General features: G+C 67.6%; 19 protein-coding genes. 7 read left to right on the forward strand and 12 right to left on the reverse strand.

Annotated features, from left to right (window positions below):
• Nucleotides 1-103: 103 nt before the first annotated feature.
• Complete coding sequence (locus AC3IPP_RS13030) at nucleotides 104-1,075, forward strand: DUF2268 domain-containing putative Zn-dependent protease (protein ID WP_489149268.1); 972 nt, start codon at nucleotides 104-106, stop codon at nucleotides 1,073-1,075.
• 93 nt (nucleotides 1,076-1,168) lie between these two features.
• On the opposite strand, the gene AC3IPP_RS13035 is transcribed toward AC3IPP_RS13030, so the two are convergent.
• Together AC3IPP_RS13035 and AC3IPP_RS13040 are read right to left on the reverse strand one after the other, a co-directional pair.
• The gene (locus tag AC3IPP_RS13035; RefSeq protein WP_087140970.1) at nucleotides 1,169-1,372 is read right to left on the reverse strand and encodes a cold-shock protein; all 204 of its coding nucleotides are present in this window, start codon (nucleotides 1,370-1,372) and stop codon (nucleotides 1,169-1,171) included.
• A 369-nt stretch (nucleotides 1,373-1,741) separates the two neighbouring features.
• Complete coding sequence (locus AC3IPP_RS13040; protein WP_489149269.1) at nucleotides 1,742-2,839, reverse strand: serine hydrolase domain-containing protein; 1,098 nt, start codon at nucleotides 2,837-2,839, stop codon at nucleotides 1,742-1,744.
• 95 nt (nucleotides 2,840-2,934) lie between these two features.
• On the opposite strand from AC3IPP_RS13040, the gene ppk2 reads away from it, so the two are divergent.
• Complete coding sequence (ppk2, locus tag AC3IPP_RS13045) at nucleotides 2,935-3,678, forward strand: polyphosphate kinase 2 (protein ID WP_087140972.1); 744 nt, start codon at nucleotides 2,935-2,937, stop codon at nucleotides 3,676-3,678.
• Nucleotides 3,679-3,684: 6 nt separating this feature from the next.
• On the opposite strand, the gene AC3IPP_RS13050 is transcribed toward ppk2, so the two are convergent.
• Both AC3IPP_RS13050 and AC3IPP_RS13055 read right to left on the reverse strand, forming a co-directional pair.
• Nucleotides 3,685-4,329 carry a DUF2238 domain-containing protein gene (locus tag AC3IPP_RS13050; protein WP_256968216.1) on the reverse strand — a complete coding sequence of 215 codons (645 nt, stop codon included), beginning with the start codon at nucleotides 4,327-4,329 and terminating at the stop codon, nucleotides 3,685-3,687.
• A gap of 34 nt (nucleotides 4,330-4,363) precedes the next feature.
• Nucleotides 4,364-5,599, reverse strand: coding sequence for an acyltransferase family protein (locus tag AC3IPP_RS13055; RefSeq protein ID WP_489149270.1), 1,236 nt, complete (start codon nucleotides 5,597-5,599; stop codon nucleotides 4,364-4,366).
• Between the two features lie 12 nt (nucleotides 5,600-5,611).
• On the opposite strand from AC3IPP_RS13055, the gene AC3IPP_RS13060 reads away from it, so the two are divergent.
• Nucleotides 5,612-6,538, forward strand: a complete 927-nt coding sequence (locus tag AC3IPP_RS13060) for a LytTR family DNA-binding domain-containing protein (protein WP_489149271.1) — start codon at nucleotides 5,612-5,614, stop codon at nucleotides 6,536-6,538.
• On the opposite strand, the gene AC3IPP_RS13065 is transcribed toward AC3IPP_RS13060, so the two are convergent.
• Both AC3IPP_RS13065 and AC3IPP_RS13070 read right to left on the reverse strand, forming a co-directional pair.
• Nucleotides 6,502-7,698 (reverse strand): MFS transporter, encoded by a 1,197-nt coding sequence (locus AC3IPP_RS13065; RefSeq protein WP_489149272.1) that lies wholly within the window; start codon nucleotides 7,696-7,698, stop codon nucleotides 6,502-6,504. The genes AC3IPP_RS13060 and AC3IPP_RS13065 overlap by 37 nt on opposite strands.
• A 95-nt stretch (nucleotides 7,699-7,793) precedes the next feature.
• On the reverse strand, nucleotides 7,794-8,009 hold the full coding sequence (locus AC3IPP_RS13070) for a DUF4287 domain-containing protein (RefSeq protein ID WP_087140976.1): 216 nt from the start codon (nucleotides 8,007-8,009) through the stop codon (nucleotides 7,794-7,796).
• 126 nt (nucleotides 8,010-8,135) lie between these two features.
• Here AC3IPP_RS13070 and AC3IPP_RS13075 point away from each other — a divergent pair, with 126 nt between their 5' ends.
• Nucleotides 8,136-9,155: a UbiA family prenyltransferase gene (locus tag AC3IPP_RS13075; RefSeq protein ID WP_489149273.1), complete on the forward strand. Its 1,020-nt coding sequence runs from the start codon at nucleotides 8,136-8,138 to the stop codon at nucleotides 9,153-9,155.
• A 25-nt stretch (nucleotides 9,156-9,180) separates the two neighbouring features.
• On the forward strand, nucleotides 9,181-10,023 hold the full coding sequence (locus AC3IPP_RS13080; RefSeq protein WP_489149274.1) for a polysaccharide deacetylase family protein: 843 nt from the start codon (nucleotides 9,181-9,183) through the stop codon (nucleotides 10,021-10,023).
• 7 nt (nucleotides 10,024-10,030) lie between these two features.
• Here the strand turns inward: AC3IPP_RS13080 and AC3IPP_RS13085 are convergent, their stop codons facing one another.
• The 3 genes from AC3IPP_RS13085 to AC3IPP_RS13095 all read right to left on the reverse strand — a co-directional run bounded on the left by AC3IPP_RS13085 (nucleotide 10,031) and on the right by AC3IPP_RS13095 (nucleotide 11,691).
• Entirely contained in the window at nucleotides 10,031-10,960 is a 930-nt protein-coding gene (locus AC3IPP_RS13085; RefSeq protein ID WP_489149275.1) for an alpha/beta fold hydrolase, read from the reverse strand.
• A gap of 126 nt (nucleotides 10,961-11,086) precedes the next feature.
• Nucleotides 11,087-11,284 (reverse strand): helix-turn-helix transcriptional regulator, encoded by a 198-nt coding sequence (locus AC3IPP_RS13090; RefSeq protein ID WP_003163619.1) that lies wholly within the window; start codon nucleotides 11,282-11,284, stop codon nucleotides 11,087-11,089.
• Nucleotides 11,284-11,691: a hypothetical protein gene (locus AC3IPP_RS13095; protein ID WP_087140980.1), complete on the reverse strand. Its 408-nt coding sequence runs from the start codon at nucleotides 11,689-11,691 to the stop codon at nucleotides 11,284-11,286. The genes AC3IPP_RS13090 and AC3IPP_RS13095 overlap by 1 nt, the downstream gene beginning before the upstream one ends.
• 124 nt (nucleotides 11,692-11,815) lie before the next feature.
• Between AC3IPP_RS13095 and AC3IPP_RS13100 the strand changes: the two genes are divergently transcribed.
• Together AC3IPP_RS13100 and AC3IPP_RS13105 are read left to right on the forward strand one after the other, a co-directional pair.
• Nucleotides 11,816-12,391: a hypothetical protein gene (locus AC3IPP_RS13100; RefSeq protein ID WP_489149276.1), complete on the forward strand. Its 576-nt coding sequence runs from the start codon at nucleotides 11,816-11,818 to the stop codon at nucleotides 12,389-12,391.
• A complete protein-coding gene (locus AC3IPP_RS13105; protein WP_489149277.1) occupies nucleotides 12,378-13,043 on the forward strand; it encodes a class I SAM-dependent methyltransferase in 666 nt (221 codons plus the stop codon). Before AC3IPP_RS13100 ends, AC3IPP_RS13105 begins: the two co-directional genes overlap by 14 nt.
• Before the next feature lie 7 nt (nucleotides 13,044-13,050).
• On the opposite strand, the gene AC3IPP_RS13110 is transcribed toward AC3IPP_RS13105, so the two are convergent.
• The 3 genes from AC3IPP_RS13110 to AC3IPP_RS13120 all read right to left on the reverse strand — a co-directional run bounded on the left by AC3IPP_RS13110 (nucleotide 13,051) and on the right by AC3IPP_RS13120 (nucleotide 16,886).
• Nucleotides 13,051-13,623, reverse strand: a complete 573-nt coding sequence (locus AC3IPP_RS13110) for an NADPH-dependent FMN reductase (protein WP_087140983.1) — start codon at nucleotides 13,621-13,623, stop codon at nucleotides 13,051-13,053.
• 80 nt (nucleotides 13,624-13,703) lie between these two features.
• Nucleotides 13,704-15,014: a nicotinate phosphoribosyltransferase gene (locus tag AC3IPP_RS13115; protein ID WP_489149278.1), complete on the reverse strand. Its 1,311-nt coding sequence runs from the start codon at nucleotides 15,012-15,014 to the stop codon at nucleotides 13,704-13,706.
• Between the two features lie 6 nt (nucleotides 15,015-15,020).
• The gene (locus tag AC3IPP_RS13120) at nucleotides 15,021-16,886 is read right to left on the reverse strand and encodes a monovalent cation:proton antiporter-2 (CPA2) family protein (protein WP_489149279.1); all 1,866 of its coding nucleotides are present in this window, start codon (nucleotides 16,884-16,886) and stop codon (nucleotides 15,021-15,023) included.
• Between the last annotated feature and the right edge of the window lie 54 nt (nucleotides 16,887-16,940).

Here is a 16,940-nt window from a genome sequence, read left to right on the forward strand (position 1 = left end):
TCGATCCCTGCCGTGTCGCCCGCGCTTAACATTACCGGCGTTTCATTTGACACAGAAGTCGTGTCGGTTCTCTTTTTCCGGCCCCGTGAGAGAAGGAAAATCCATGCGCCGACTGGCTTTGACGATCACCTTGGGCCTCAGCCTGCTGGCGACCGGCGCAGCGGCCCAATCGGGATCATCGCCGATCCAGTTGGAAGACAGCGACGTCGCCCGTTTCTGGACGGCCTACGACGCCGTCCGCGCGGAAACGTCGCCGGAGGCCCAGAAGACAGCGTTCCAAAGGCTCTATATCGACGCCGGAACGCCAGGCCTGACCGCCTTCATGGAGGCCAAGGGCTATACGGCGGACACCTATCTTCAGGCCATCCGCGCCTATCCGTCCTATTGGGACTCGGTGCGGCCCCGCACAGCGCTGGCCGCCGGGGCCCTGACGCGGCTCGAGGGGCATCTGGAACGGTTCCGCGCCCTCTATCCCGACCTGCGTCCCGCCGGCATCTATTTCGAGGTCGGCGCCTTGCGATCCGCCGGGACGACGCAGGGCGACAAGGTTCTGCTGGGCGTCGAAATGGCCACCGGCGACGAGAGCGTCGACACGTCCGAGATGCCGGCCGGGCTTCAGCGCTTCTTCGCCTCCTACTTCGCCAGCAAGCCGCTGGAGAACCTGGACCTGCTGGCGGTGCACGAGGTGGTCCACACCCAGCAAAGGGGCGAGCGGCCGAACCTGCTGGCCCAGGCCGTCTATGAGGGCGTGGCCGACTTCGTCGCCGAACAGGTGACGGGCCGGACGCCCGACCTGGCCTATGTAGCCTATGGCCCGGCGCACGACGAGGCGATCAAGACGGCCTTCCGTCGCGACATGGCGGGCGAGGACTTCAGCGGCTGGCTCTACAACAGCGCAGACAACGCCTTCGGCGTTCGCGATCTCGGCTACTACGTCGGCTATGCGATCACGCGCGGCTACCATGATCGCGCGCCGGACAAGGCGGCGGCGCTGAAGGCCATGCTCGAACTGGATTACTCGGACCCGGCGGCCGTCCAGGCCTTCGTCGACGCCTCGGGCTATTTCGCCGACTAGCCGTCCAGCAGAAAGGCGAGGCCCAATAAAAAAGACGCGGAGGTCGCCCTCCGCGTCTTCTTCTTTTTCACGAACCAGAAGGTCCGTAAGGCCTTAGAGGAGCTTGAGATCCACAGCCGAGGTCTTGCCGCGCTGGGATTCCAGCTCGTACTCGACCTTGGCGTTGTCATCGAGACCCACCAGACCCGCCTTTTGCACTGCGGTGATGTGGACGAAAACGTCCGCGCCGCCCGTGTCGGGTTGAATGAAGCCGAAGCCCTTCGTGGGGTTGAACCACTTGACCGTGCCGGTCGCCATATTGCGTCTCCGTAAACGCGCTTTTCCAGGCGGACGTCCTAGCAGGAGCGCCCGTCAGCCCATCTGGACAAGCTCGTTCAGGCGAAGGAGCAAGACGCGGGTTTGGACCCCACGTGAAATCCGGGCTGCGGCGATGTTGTCACCCGACTATCCACAGCGGTCAACTGTAAAGCGAAATCGAGCTTACAAGCTTTACAGTTAATTTCGCCGCAGCACGCGCAGCTTGCGTCCCGCAGCGCCCGGCCGACTGCGCACCGGCGCGCAGTGTTATAGTCCGACGACTGCACATGACCGAACAGGCGACGCTCCATCTCGCGCAAACGCCGAAGAAACGCCGCTCCTGATACGCAGAAGGCGCCGGGGCGGCGCTTAGATACGCAGCATTTCCATAGCCAGGGCCTGACAGGCCGGGCCGCCGCGCCCGCCGTCGTTCGCCAGGCCGAAGACCGCCCGTCCGCCCGCCGGATCCACCAGGACGATGGCGTGCCACAGGGTATTCGAGCCTTCGTGCGCGACGGCCGGCCCCTTGGCCCAGGGCTGAGACGGCAGGACGACCCAGCCATGAGCGTAGCTCCGGCCCTGGCCCGCCGTGACCAGACGCCGCACCGTCTCGGGCTTCAGCCAGCCGCCGCCCTCGGTCAGGAAGACCTGAAGGAAGCGGGCGTAGTCGGCCGCCGTCATATGAACCGTCCCCGCCGGACCGAGCGCCAGAGGATTATCCGAACCCGGATCAGCCGGATCCATCGGCGCCGCCGTCTCGCCCATGCGGCGGTGGCCCCAGGCGTTATCGCTTCCGGCCGGAGCGCCGAACCCCGCCGAGGCCAGGCCCAGCGGCCCAAACACCTCGGCCTGCATGGCCTCTTCCCACGAGCCGCCGGTGATGGCCTCGATCGCCGCCCCGACCAGCACATAGTTGGCGTTGCCATAGGCGAACGTCCCGCGCGGACCCGTCGGCGGCGCCGCCAGCGCCTTCTCGACGATCGCGCGACGCTGCTCCACCAGGGATTGAGGATCGGCGCGGGCCGTCATCAGCCAGGCCATGCCCATGACCGCCTCGTCCTTCAGCCCCGCCGTGTGGGTCATGAAGTCGTCCAGGGTCGCGCCGTCCCACCCCGCGTCGATCGTCATGCCGGAAAAGGCCTCGGTCAGCGGCATAGCCCAGCGCGCCCGTCCCTGCTCGACCAGACGGGCGAAAAGCGCCGCCGTCATCGCCTTGGTGTTGGAGCCCAGGTGCCAGCGGTCGTCCGTCGTCGCCGGATCGTCCCGCCCCGCGCGCCGGGCGCCGCGCACGCCGGACCAGGCGAGACCTTGAGCCGTCGCCACCCCGCCCGCCAGGGCGACCGGCTTGACCGTCTCGAAGGCTGTCGTCAGGGCGGCGTCGAACGCCGCCTCGTCTTGCGCACGCGCCGCCGAAGGCGCAACCGCGACCGCCGCGCCGACGGCCAGGACATGACGACGATTGATCATTTTCGGCTCCTTTTGCGTTGCACCCTGAACGGCGAGGCTGGCGACGCCAGTGAATTCGCCGCAAGGTTCGCCGATTGCGACACAAGGACACGCCCATGGCCAAGGACGACTACGCCGACATCCTGGAAGCCCTGCAGATCCAGATGGTCGAGACCCAAGCCTGGGCCATCGAACAGGGCCTGAAGGTCGTCATCGTCTTCGAGGGGCGCGACGCCGCCGGCAAGGACGGGGCGATCAAGCGCATGACCGAATACATGGCGCCGCGCCAGACGCGGGTCGTCGCCCTGCCCAAGCCGACCGACCGCGAGACGAGCCAGTGGTATTTCCAGCGCTACGCCGCCCATCTGCCGGCGGCGGGCGAAATCGTGATCTTCAACCGCTCTTGGTACAACCGGGCCGGGGTCGAGCCGGTCATGGGCTTCTGCACGCCCGAACAGCATGAGCGCTTCCTGCACGACGCCCCGCACTTCGAGCGGATGCTGACCCAGTCGGGCGTCATCCTGATCAAGCTGTGGCTGGACATCAGCCGCGACGAACAGGCCCGCCGCCTGGAGGAGCGCGTCGACCACCCGCTGAAGCGGTTCAAGGTCTCGCCCCTGGACGCCGAGGCCCAGGCCCGCTGGAGCGCCTATTCCGCCGCTCGCGACGAGATGCTGAAGCGCACCCATGTCGACTATGCGCCCTGGACCGTGGTGGCGACCGACAAGAAGAAGACGGCGCGCCTGAACATCCTGCGCCACGTCCTGCGTCGCCTGAACCGACCCGGCCTGGAGTGCAGGGAGCAGGACCCGGACGTGGTCTTCCCCGGCGATGAGACGCAGGGGCGGCTGGCGGAATAGCCGTCCTCAACCGTCGCCGAACAGGCGGCGGTTCTTGGCGATGAAGGCGCGGATCGCCCCGACTAGCGGTCCGCCTTCGCGTCCCTTCAGGTAGGCCCAGCCCGCGCTCGCCCCGATCAGGGCGCCGACAGCGTCGACGATCAGGTCCCACATGGTGTCGACCAGGCCGGACTTCTGGGTGTTCAGGCCGAACAGCTGGTCGAGGGTGAACTCCCAGATCTCCCACAGGGCGCCGACCGTCACGGCGAAGCAGAAGGCGAAGAAGGCCACGGTGATCGGCGCGGCGGTCAGGCGCTCGCCGCGCACCAGCATGAGCATCAGCAGAGAGCCCACCAGACCGAACCCGATCGCCGAGCCGCCGTGCAGGACCACGTCCCACCACCAGTACCGCTCGTAGAAATCGCCGACCTCGCCCAGAAACAGGGTCGCGCACAGGAAGGCGGCGATGGCGCTGACGAAGGCGGTCGGCAGGGCAACGCCGATCTTCTCGCCCAGCCACATGGGAACCAGCGACAGCAACAAGGTCCCCACGGCCACGAAGGTCACGCTGAAGGCGTCGGTCATGAAGCCGATGACCGCCGCCCCGATCAGGATGATCCAGGTCAGATAGAGGATGATCGGCGGGCGCCGGTCCTGAGGCTTGTAGTCCATGCCGCGTCGCTCCTGCGCCTTGCGTCGGCTCAGACTACGGCCTGACCGGCTTTGTCAGCAAGGCGGACGGGCGACGCGGCCGGACGCCCAGCAACAGGCCCAAGGGCCCCAGGCGACGTGCGACTTCATAGGCGCCCCAGCAGCCGCCGAAGGTGACGGCGATCAGCAGCCCCGCCTCCAGCCCCTGCGGCAGGCCCAGCTTCGACAGGTGATAGGCCGCGACCACGGTGACGGTCTGGTGCACGATATAGAAGCAGAAGACGCCGCCGGTCAGATAGCGCAGCCACGGCCCGCCCCGGTTCAGATAGCGCGCGCCATAGCCCAGCACCGTGGCGATGAAGGCCCACTGATCCAGCGCATAGACGAGGCGCATGGCGGCTCTCAGCCCTTCGGGCGGCGTTCCGCTGTCGCGATAGGTCCAGGCATAGGCCGCCCATCCCGCCCAAGCGCACAGGGCCAGGATCAACGCCGGTCGCCGCAGCCGCTCATAGACTTGCTTCAGCACCGCCGAGCGCACGCTGACAAAGCCGAACAGGAAGGCGCTGAACGACACCGCGTGGTTGTACCAGTCGTCGGTCAGGGCGTGGGTCGTCGGAAAGATCCGCGCCAGGGTCCAGCGCAGCAGGAACAGCCACAGCACCGGCCAGATCAGCAGGCCCCAGCCCTTCAAGGCGCGCTCCAGCCCGGACTGGATCACAGGCAGCCAGACGCGTCCGAACGCCAGCAGCCCCGCCAGCACAAGGCTGTAGACGAACAGATAGGCCACGAACCACATGTGGTTCCACGTCGGCGTGGTCAGGCAGCCGTCGGCGTCGCACCAGCCGCCGGTCCCCGTGGCGTATTTCACCCAGAAGTCGGCCAGCCAGGGCGAGTTCGCCGGATCGACCACGCCCAGCCCCTGCGCCGCCTCGACCACTTCGTAGTAGGATTGCGGCGGCACGATCACGAACATGGCGAACAGCAGCGGCGGCAACAGGCGCCAGGTCCGCGATCCGGCGAAACGCCGCGCGGCGCCCTTCCCTTCTCGCTGGAAGCTGTCGAACAGGAAACGGGTCGCGGCGCCCGAGACCAGAAACAGCAGGGTCAACCGCCAGGGGTTGGTCAACTGCATCACCGGCTCCAGCCATTCGACCGGCTGCGGGCTGTTCACATGCCAGTCCCAGGGCACGTAGAACATGCCGACGTGATAGAGGATCAGCAGCAGGAAGGCCCCGACCCGGATCCAGTCCAGGTCATGGCGGCGGGCGACGGCGAGGGGTTCTGAGGACATGGACAACCTGAAATGACGGAAACGACGCCATCCGCCGTGCCCCCGACGCCGCGCGCTCGGCAAGGCGCAGGGGCCGTTCGGTCAGGCTCAGAGGCCGGACCGCAAGCGTCAGTGACGAACGGCGCGCCTGTCGGGACGAACGGAGCGGACCGGCGCGACCTGCTGACCGGCGGGCCGATCATCATCGCCCTCACCCTGGGATTTCTGGTGGTCAACGCCCTCACGGTGCAGGCCGACTGGCCCAGCCTGCGGTCATGGGCGCCGTGGGTGTGGGAGGGGTCCAGCGCCCTAGCGCTGGCGCTGGTGATCTGGCTGCCGTGGCTGGCGGCGGGCGCCGCGCCGGCGTCGCTGTTGCAGGAGGGCTGGCGCGCGCGGGGACGTTTCCTGGCCCTGCATCTGGGCGCCGCCTGCCTCTACAGCCTGCTGCACGTCGTGCTGATGGTGGCGATGCGGCATGGCGTCTACGCCCTGTTGGGCGAGGTTTATGACTATGGCCCGCCGGTCGAGAAGTTCATCTATGAGCTGCGCAAGGACCTGCTCAGCTACACCCTGTTCATCGGAGTCTTCTGGGGCGTGCGCAGCCTGCGGCAGGCCCGCGAAACGCCGCTGAGGCCCGTCAGCTTCGACATCCGCGACGGGGCGCGGCTGATCCGGGCGCCGCTGGACGACATTCTGGCCGCGACCTCGGCGGGCAACTACGTCGAGTTCGTTCTGGCCGATGGACGCAGGCCGTTGATGCGCGTCACCCTGGCGGCGGTCGAGGGCGAGCTGGCGCGCTTCGGCTTCGTGCGGACGCACCGAGGCTGGCTGGTCAACGCCGCGCGGATGACCGGACTGCGGCCCGAAGGCTCAGGCGACTGGACGGTGGAGCTGGGCGTTCTGGAAGCCCCGCTGTCGCGCCGTTATTCCGAAGCGCTGGAGCGGCTGCGCGCCGCCTGAAGCCGCATCCAGCCCGCGATGCCCAGGGCGCAGACGAGGCTCAACACCGCGCCGACCGCAAAGGTCGCCTGTGGTCCGAAGCCGTCCCACAGCAGACCCGCCGCCACATTGCCCAGCAAGGCGATCAAACCCGAGATCAGGGCGAACAGGCCGAAGGCTGAGCCGCGCAGATGGGCGGGCGCCGCATCGGCGATCAAGGTCATCAGCAGGCCTTGCGAGAAGCCCATATGCAGGCCCCACAAGGCTACGCCCAGGTAGAAGACGACCTGGTTCCCGGCCAGCGCCAGCGCCACGTCGGCGGCGGCCAGGAAGACCAGGCTGAGCAGCAGCAGGGAGGTGCGGCCGATGCGGTCCGACAGCGCCCCCACCGGGAAGGCGGCCAGGCCGAACACCAGGTGCAGCAGGACGATGGCCGCCGGCGCGAAGGCGGCGGGGACGCCGACATCCAGCCCCTTCATCAACAGGAAGGACTCGCTGAACCGCGCCAGGCCGATCACCGCCGTCAGGGCGATCATGGTCCAGGTGGCGGCGTCCAGACGTAAGGCCCCCTTCAGGCTGGGCGGCTTCTTGGCGGCCTCGTCCGGGCGCGGCGGGTCGGACACGCCGCCGACCAGCAGGGCCACGGCCAGAAAGGCCGGAATAGAGGCCAGCCAGAACACCGCCTTGATGTCGTTCGCCAGCACCACCATCAGCCCGATGGCCAGCAGGGGGCCGACGAAACCGCCGACCGTATCCAGCGACTTTCTCAGGCCGAAGGCGCGCCCGCGAATGTCCGGCGGCGTCACCGCCGCGACCAGGGCGTCGCGCGGCGCGGTGCGGATGCCCTTGCCGATCCGGTCCACGCCCTTGGCCAGCAAAACTCCCTCGACCGAGGCCGCCAGAGGGAAGATCGGCTTGGACAGGGCCGCCAACCCATAGCCCGCGACCGCCAGCCACTTGGGCCGCGAAATACGATCCGACCAGAAGCCCGACAGGAACTTCACCGCCGTCGCCACCGCCACGGAGAAGCCTTCCACCATACCGATCATCACTGCCGAAGCGCCAAGTCCGACCACCAGATAGATGGGCAGAAGCGTCTGGATCATCTCTGACGAGACATCCATCAACAGGCTGACCACGCCCAGAATCCAGACGCTGCGGGGGATGGAGCTGCGAGCCATTCGCGCCCAGTGACGGATACGGCGCCCGCTGTCCAGCCTTGGCCGTAAACTTCATAAATCTGCGACTTTGCTCCCCGTCAAACGGCGAGGAGGCGCTATTTCAGTCCGTCTTCCGCCAGGGTGTGCGCCACAAGGGCGTTGGCATGGCCGTGCCCCATGTCGTGCTCATCCTTCAGCATGGACACCAGTTCCATGTGCTTGGCCGGGTACTGGGCGCGGATCTCCGCCTTCCACTCGGCGACGGGGCGGCCATACTTTTTCTCGATGGACGGGAAATAGGACGCGGGTCCCTTGATCGGCGCTTCGGTCATCGGCGGCTCGCTTCTCTGTTTCGGCATCAGTAAAGGCGGCCTGACGCGCCGATGCAACGCCTTGCAGATCGCCGTTTCAACGCCCCCTCTTCACCCGCGCCGCCATCAAGGTCTAAGACCCATCGCATGAACACAGCCCCGCTTCCCGACGCCGCCGGCCAGAACTGGGTCGACCGCCATGCGCCCGAGCGCCTGAAGCCCTGGCTGAAGCTGGGCCGCTTCGACCGGCCGATCGGGACGTGGCTGCTGCTGCTGCCCGGCTGGCAAGGGATCATGCTGGCGCTGAACCAGTATGATCGGCCGTTCGGCGGCTATGAGTTGTGGCTGATCGTCGGCTTCGCCGTCGGCGCCGCCCTGATGCGCGGGGCAGGCTGTGCGGTGAACGACATCGTCGACCGCGACTTCGACGCCCAGGTGGCCCGCACCGCCATGCGCCCCATTCCGGCCGGCCAGATCAGCGTGAAGCAGGCCTGGGCCTTCGTCGGCGGTCTTAGCCTCATCAGCCTGTGCATCCTGCTGACGATGAACCTGATGTCAGTGCTGCTGGGCGCCCTGTCGCTGGGGCTGGTGGCGGCCTATCCCTTCATGAAGCGCATCACCTGGTGGCCGCAGGCGTGGCTAGGCCTGACCTTCAACTGGGGCGCCCTGCTGGGCTTTGCCGCCGCGACGGGCGGGCTGTTCGCGCTGGGCTGGCTTTATGTGCTGCAGGTCAAGCTCAGCGGCGACAGCTACTGGATGGCCGAGGGTCTGAACCGCATGGGGAACCTCGCCCTGTCGGCGGGGCTGCTCTATGCGGGCGGGATCTTCTGGACGCTGGGCTACGACACCATCTACGCGCTTCAGGACATCGAGGACGATGTCATGGCCGGGGTGAAGTCCTCGGCCCGCGCGCTGGGCGGCAAGGTCAAGGAAGGCGTGGCCGTCTTTTACATCCTGGCCGTGGCCCTGGCGGGCGCGGCGGGCTACGTCGCGGGCCTGGGGCCGCTCTTCTATGTCGGTCTGGCGCTCTACGCCCTGCATTTCGTCTGGCAGGTGCGGCGGTTGCAGCCGGACGACCCGAAACTGTCCCTGCGTCTTTTCAAGTCAAATCGCGATGCGGGGTTGATCCTTCTGGCCGCCATCGCGTTCAACGGCCTAGCTTTCTGATCGAACCGTTCCAAAGGAGCCCGGCATGATCCCTTCGCGCCCCCTTCGCGCCCTTCTCGTCACCGCCGCCGTCGCGGCCTCGCTCGCAGCGTGCCAGCGCAATGAGAAGAAGGAGACGCCCGCCGCACCAGCCGCCTCCGCCCACGCCGTCGAGGGGCCGCTGAAGTACGACAGCGCCACGCCCTACGCCAAGGTCAGCCTGAGCCTGCCCGAGGCCGTGCTGTCCTATCCGGCGCTCTACACCCCGCTGTACCGCGACGAGGTGGCCAAGCTGAAGGAATACGCCGAGGGCGCGCAAGCCGATCGCACCGAAGCCGGTTCGACCGAGGGGATGCCGCCCTATGAGAAGACCATCGTCTACGGCGCCCCGATCGAGACCGGCCGCCTGTTCAGCCTGATGCGGACCGACTTCGACTATTCGGGCGGCGCCCACCCGAATACGGTCGCCACCGGCCTGTTGTGGGACAAGGCCGAGGCCCGCCGCATCGCCGCCGCCGACCTGTTCGCCGACAAGGCCGACACGACCAATCTGGAGCGCGCCCTGTGTCAGGCAGTGAACACCGCCAAGACCAAGCGCCCCGGCGCCGAGCCGGTCTCGACCAGCGGCGAAATGTGGGCCTGCCCCAAACTGAAGGACGTAGCCGTGGCCCTGGCGCCCGGTTCGGTTCCGGGCAAGGCGGGCGGCCTGACCTTCCTGCTCGACGCCTATGCGGTCGGTCCCTACGTCGAGGGCGCCTATTATCTGACCCTGCCTCTGACAGCCTTCCAGAGCGCCCTGGCGCCGGAATATGCGGGCGAGTTCGCGGGCGCGCCGACCAAGGCGGGCGACGTCACCGACGACTTGAGGTTGAAGGCGCCGGCCGCCTGATCTGCGATCAGTCCGCGCCCGTCAGGAAGGCGTCGACCAGGGCGTTCAGCCGTTCAGGCTGATCGATCATGATGAAGTGCCGGGCGTCGTCGACGCGTTTCAGCGTCACGCCCGGCAAGCCAGCGTATTCGCGGCTCCACAGGGCGTCGGCCATGGCGGCAGGCGCGCCGCCGTCCGCGTCTGAGGCGTAGATCGCCCAGACCGGCGTGGTCATGGCCGCCAGGCCGGGCCGCGCGTCGGTGGTCATCACCTCGCGGATGGCCGAGGCCATCGCCTGCCGGTCAGAGGCCATCGACCAGTCGACCATGGCGGCGCGCCCGGCCTCGTCGCGCATCATGCCGACAGCGGTGCGTTCCTGCTGAACGCGGAAGGCCGCCTCGTCCGCGTTCAGGATGGAGGCGGCGGCCTGATCGGCGAAGGGCCGCGCCGTCTGCGGCGTGACCTGCGGGCCGAACATGGCGCTGAAGAAGGGTAAGCTGTCGACGCTCATCACGCGGCTGACCGCCTCGGGATGCTGCTGCGCCAACAGAAGACCGCTGAGCCCGCCCATCGAATGGCCGATGACGGCGGGTCGATTCAACGTCGCGGCATAACGCGCCAGTTCATCGACGGCAGGCTGAACGAAGGCGCCATCGCCGTGCGTCCACGCTTCGCCCGCAAAGCCCGCCAATTGCACCAAGTGGACGCGATGCGTCGTCGACAGACGCTGCGCCAGCGGCCGCCACACCTCGCGCGAGGAGGCGAAGCCGGGGATTAGGATCACGTCCGGCCCCTGCCCCATTACCTCGACCGACAGGCGGTCGGAGACGAAGGCGGGCGCCTCGGCGCGGGCCGGTTCGGCCAGAGCGGGGGAGACGATGCTGGCGGCGCTGAAACCGACGGCGGCGGCCAGGATGAAGGCGCGCAGGGTCTTGGCGGGTGCGGAGATCTTGGTCATGGCGTTTCCTTTGCGTGTTGGACCTGCCCGCGGTTCAGCGCGCAGCAGGGTTCGCCCCTCGGATCAGGCCCGAGGATGACGACGATGAAGCGAAACAGGCGAGTAAGGTTTTCCTGACTTTACGCGTCAGGCGTGCGGGTTCTCGAAGATATCCTCGACCGGCCGCTCGAACAGGGCGGCGATGCGATAGGCCAGGTCGAGCGAAGGGTCGTGCTTCTCAGTCTCCAGGGCGTTGACCGCCTGACGCGACACCCCCAGCGCCTGGCCCAGCTGCTCCTGGGTCCAGTTGCGCTCGACCCGCAGCAATTTCAGCCGGTTCTTCATCAGTTCGACGACCGGATGAAGGGCGAAACCAGACCGAAGGCGGCCCAGAACAAGGGGTAGATCAGCCAGGCCGGCAGATGCGGCGCGCCGGCGAAGCTCTCGCCGAAGCCCCAGAAGGTCGCGACCGCCATCGCCAGGCCGGAAGCGATGATGAACTGCTTGGCCGTGACCATACGCACGAACTCATCGCTTTCACGCATCAGCGCCAACGTCGCCCAGATCTGGCCGACGACCGGAGCCGCCACGGCGGCCGCCAGCACCCAACCCGCAGGCCGCCCCATCACGCCATCGAAGGCGTCGGTCGTCATCATCGCCACGCAGATCGCCACATAGGGGACCATGAAGGCGAAGGTCCGCAGAACGTAGCGGCGCCCTGCGGGAGTCTGCTGTTTGGAAAGGGTCAACATGGCAGGCGTTCCTGACTTTGTGTAAGGATAACCTGACATCGCCAACATGTCATGTCAACCTGACTTTTTATCAGCCTGTCCTGACTTTGTTGCCAGCCGCTTCGGCGGCCCCTAGCTTGTCGTCATGCGTAGCCTTCCCGCCTTCGTCCTCGCCGTCCTGACGGCCGTCGCGCCGCTTGCCGCGTCCGCCGCCTCGCCTGCCCCGCCCCCGGTCGAGCAGGACGTGCGGGGCGCGCGCGACTATGACGACCTGCCGCGCATGGACGGCGCGCGCATTCGCGCCTGGCGTCAGTTGTCGGTGGCCGAGATCACCCTGCCGACCGGCGCAGTGGCCGAAGGCGCCGCCCCGGAGAACGCCCTGCGCCTGCAGGGTCAGATCAGCCACCTGGACTATGTGATCCGCCCCGCCGTCGCGCCGATCGACATGGCGCGCCACTATGAGGAGGCCCTGCGCGAGGGGGGTTATGAAACCGTCTTCGCCTGCACCGGCATCGCGCGCTGCGGCTCGGGCATGGGCGCGCTGATCCTGCTGAGCGACGCCGTGGCGCCTGCGGGGTTCGCCGACGGCGTGTTCAACGATCAGTTGCGGGTCGTCGTGGCGCGCAAGGGATCGACCTGGGTGCTGCTGCACATGACGCGCGGACCGGATCGGTCGCTGGTCTATCAGGCCGTGATCGAGGGCGCCCGTGAGCTCGACTAGACGGATCGCCGACCCCGCCCGTTTCATCCGCGACAACACTCGCCTTCAGCCCGTCTCCCACACGCCCGAGATTTCCCTGTGGCTGGCCGATGAGGTCACGCCCATCTGGAAGCTGACCGAGGAAGAGCTGGGCGAGATGGGCCTGCCGCCGCCGTTCTGGGCCTTCGCCTGGGCAGGCGGACAGGCGCTGGCGCGCTGGCTGCTGGACCACCCCAGGGAAGTCGCGGGACGCCGCGTGCTGGACCTGGCGACAGGTTCGGGCCTGGTGGCGATCGCGGCGATGAAGGCGGGCGCCGCTTCGGTGCTGGCCGCCGACATCGATCCCTTCTGCGCGGCGGCGGTGGCGGCGAACGCCCAGGCCAATGGCGTCGAGATCGCCTTCACCGCCGACAATCTGCTGGAGGCGCCGCCTGCGGCCTTCGACCTGATCTGCGCCGGCGACGTCTTCTATGAAGGGCCGATGGCCGAGGCGATGTTGGCCTGGCTGAAGCAGGCGCGCGCGGCGGGAGCCAGCGTGCTGGTCGGCGATCCTGGCCGCACCTACTTCCCGAAAGAAGGCCTCAGCCTGCTGGCCGAATACCGCGTGCCGACCACGCGTGAACTGGAGGACCAGGAGGTCAAGCGCACGCGGGTCTGGTCGCTGGACGCCTGACGCCGCCTCAGGCGTCACGTGGCAGGACGGTCAGCACCCGCGCCATGTGCTGATGGAAAGCTTCCATATAGTCGCGCAGGAACTGTTCGGTGCTGGCGACAGTGACGTTGCCGTCATCGTCGATCAGGCCCGGCGTCATCTGGATATAGGCTTCGACAGTGTTCATCTGCGGCGCTTGCAGGAAGCCCAGGACCGGACGCAGGGCCTGCTGGGCCACCGCCGTGCCGATCGAGCCGGGCGAGGCGCCGATCACTGCCGTCGGCTTGTTCTTGAAGGCGTTGGTTCCATAGGGGCGGCTGGCCCAGTCCAGGGCGTTCTTCAGCCCGCCGGGCATGGAGCGGTTGTATTCCGGCGTGACGATCAGGATAGCGTCCGAGCGCTTGATCGCCGCCTTGAAGGTCTCGGCCACGGCCGGATAGTCGGCGTCATAGTCGTAGGAATAGAGCGGCAGGTCGGCGAAGCCGATCTCGTGGAAATGCAGCTTCTCGGGCGCCAGCTTGACCAGGGCCTTGGCCAGCTTGCGGTTGATCGAGCCCTTGGACAGGCTGCCGATGATGTAGCCGACGTTATAGGTGGTCATGAAAGGCGTCCCGCTGAAGTTAAGGGCGGCGTCCGCCGCCGCTGATAGCCAAATGTCCAACCAAGCTTAGCGGTTCCGTCTCAGACGCGCACCACCCGCCGCCCTCGCCCCGCCTCGCCGAAAACGCGCAGATAGCGTTCGATCTCGGCCCGGTCGCCGGTGGCCTTTTCGACGTTGTCCGACAGCTTGACCGCCGGGCGGCCCGCCGCCTGGGTCACCTTGCACACCAGCGACAGGGGCAGCAGTTCGGGCGCCTCGACCGGAGCGCAGTCGCGGAAGTCATTGGTCAGATTGGTGCCCCAGCCGAAGCTGGTCTGCACCCGGCCCTTGAAATGGGCGTGGGCCGCCTCGATGCCGTCCACGTCCAGCCCGTCGGCCAGGACCAGCAGCCGTTCGCGGGGGTCGCGCCCCTTAGACGCCCACCAGACCATGATGGTCTCACCGCCCTCGATCGGCGGAGCCGAATCGGGGCGGAAGCCCTTCCAGTCAGCCAGCCAGTCAGGCGCATCGTTCAGGAAGGCTTGCGTACCGAAGGCGTCCGGCAGGGCGATCAGCAGATTGCCGTCATAGGCCGCCCGCCATTCCTCCAGCACCCGATAGGGCGCCGCGCGCAAGGCCGCCTCGTCCTCGCCCGCCATAGCGGCCAGCACCATGGGCAGTTCGTGGCCGTTGGTGCCGATGGCCTCAAGATCGTTGTTCATGGCCAGCAGCACGTTTGAGGTGCCGATGAAGGCGCCGCCCAGCCCCTCCTTCAACGCCTCGACGCACCAGCCCTGCCACAGGAAGCCGTGGCGGCGGCGCGTGCCGAAATCGGACAGGGCCAGCGGCTCAAGCTGTCGCAGGCGCTCGATCTTGCTCCACAGCTTGGTCTTGGCGCGCGAGTAGAGGATGTCCAGCTCGAACCGACCCATGCGACGCAGGGCGCGGCGACTGCGCAGTTCGTTCAGGATCGACAGGGCGGGGATTTCCCACAGCGTCGTCTCGGCCCAGCCGCCCGAGAACTCCAGCCGATACTGGCCGTCGGCGCTGCGCGACAGGTCGTATTCGGGCAGCCGGTACTCGGCCAACCACGCCAGAAAGTCCGGGCTGAAGATCGACTTCACCCCATAGAAGGTGTTGCCGCCCAGCCAGATCAGCTCCCGGTTGGTGAAGCGCAGGGATCGGGCGTGATCCAGTTGGGCGCGCAGTTCGGCCTCGTCCACTTCCTCGGCCAAACGCACAGACGTCGTGCGGTTGATGACCGAGAAGGTCACGGGCACGTCGCGGAACCGGCGCCAGATCAGTTGCAGCATCAGCAGCTTGTAGAAGTCGGTGTCGAGCAGACTGCGAACGATAGGGTCCAGGCGCCAGCCGTGGTCATAGGCCCGCTTGGCCAGGTCGATGCTCGCCATGCCGGATCAGTCCGCCTTCTGCGCCGCCGGCTCGATGACGGCCTCGGGCGGGGCCTCGTCCTCATTGACCAGGCGGCCCTCGCGATGCGGCTTGATGTAGGGCGTCGGCTGCGGCGTCGGCATATTGCCGCGCATCAGGGCGGCGCCGGCCTTCAGTCCGCCGGTCAGATCCAGGTCCAGGCGCGCCTCGTCGCGACGGCGCACGTCGGCGATGACATCAGCGACCTCATCCTCCGGCAGGCCCAACTCCTCCAGCACGGCCTGGCCGAACCTGAGCGCGGACTCAAAGGTTTCGCGCACCTGATAATCGACCCCCGCCTGGATCAGGCGCAGCGAATGGCCGCGGTCGAAGGCCCGCACCATCAGCTTCACGCCAGGGAACTCGGACTTGACCAGTTGCACGATCTTGTCGGCGGCCTCCGGCTTGTCGACGCAGACCAGCACCGCCTCGGCCTTGCCCGCCCCCGAGGCCCTTAGCGTATCGAGGCGCGTCCCGTCGCCGTAGTAGACCTTGAAGCCGAAGTTCCCGGCGGCCTGGATCATCTCCACGTCGTTCTCGATGATCGACACATCCACGTCGCGCGCCAGCAGCGGCTGCGACACCACCTGGGCGAAGCGGCCGAAGCCGATGATCAGCACCTGACCGCGCAGACCGTCAGCGGCGTCCACGCCCTCGGCGTCTTCCGGCGACAGGCCGACCTCCTTGGGCAGAAAGCGTTTCAGCGCCAGGGTCGTCAGCGGCGTCAGCGCCATGGACAGGATGACGATGGCCGTCAGCGCCGCTCCCGCCTGTGCGTCGATCACACCCGCCGTAGCGGCGGCGCTGTAGAGGACGAAGGCGAACTCGCCGCCCTGAGCGAACAGGGCCGCGCGCTCGATCGCCTCATGGTGACGCGCCTTGAACAGGCGGGCGACGACATAGATGACCAGAGCCTTCACCACCATGAAGGCCGCCAGACCCGCCACGACGATGCGCCATTCGTTGATGACCACGCCGATATCCAGCGCCATGCCGACCGACAGGAAGAACAGGCCCAGCAGGATGGCGCGGAACGGCTCCACATCGGCTTCAAGCTGATGCCGGAACGTCGAGTCCGACAGCAGCACCCCGGCCAGGAAGGCGCCCATGGCCATCGACAGGCCGGCCCCGTCCATGATCCAGGCTGTGCCCGCCACGACCAGCAGGGCGGCGGCCGTCATCACCTCGCGCCCGCCGTTGCGGGCCAGGAAACGGAACACCGGATTGATGGCGTAGATGCCCACCGCCAGCACGCCCGCCAGCGCCGCCAGCGCCAGGCCGATCGACTGCCACAGCGGCGTCGTGCTTTCCGCCGACTGCCCCATCGAGGCCCCCAACAGGGCGACGATGGCCAGCAGGGGCACGATCGCCAGATCCTCGAACAGCAGGATGGACACCGCGCGCTGGCCGCTGGGCGTCGGCAGGTCGCCGCGCTCTTCCAGCATCTGCACGATGACGGCGGTCGAGGACATGACGAAGCCCATAGCCCCGACAAAGGCCACCGGCGCCGACACGCCCGCCGCCATGGCGACCAGCGTCAACGCCAGGCCCGCCAGACCGACCTGGGCCGACCCCAGGCCGAAGATTTCCTTGCGCATCCCCCACAGCCGCTTGGGCCGCATCTCCAGGCCGATGATGAACAGGAAGATGACCACGCCGAACTCGGCGACGTGCAGGATCGTCTGCGGCTCGCGGAACAGGGCCAGGCCGAAGGGACCGATGGCGACGCCCGCCGCCAGATAGCCGAGCACAGAGCCCAGTCCGAGCTTGCGGAAGATCGGCACGGCCACCACGCCCGCCGCCAGCAGGGCCGCCACATGGCCCAGTTCCAATCCCGTCGCAGCCTCAGCCATCGCTCACCCTTATGCTTGGTCCGTCATAGTGGGGGCGAAAACGCTCAATGGCGA

The sequence above is a fragment of the Brevundimonas sp. KH_060 genome (assembly GCF_057838275.1).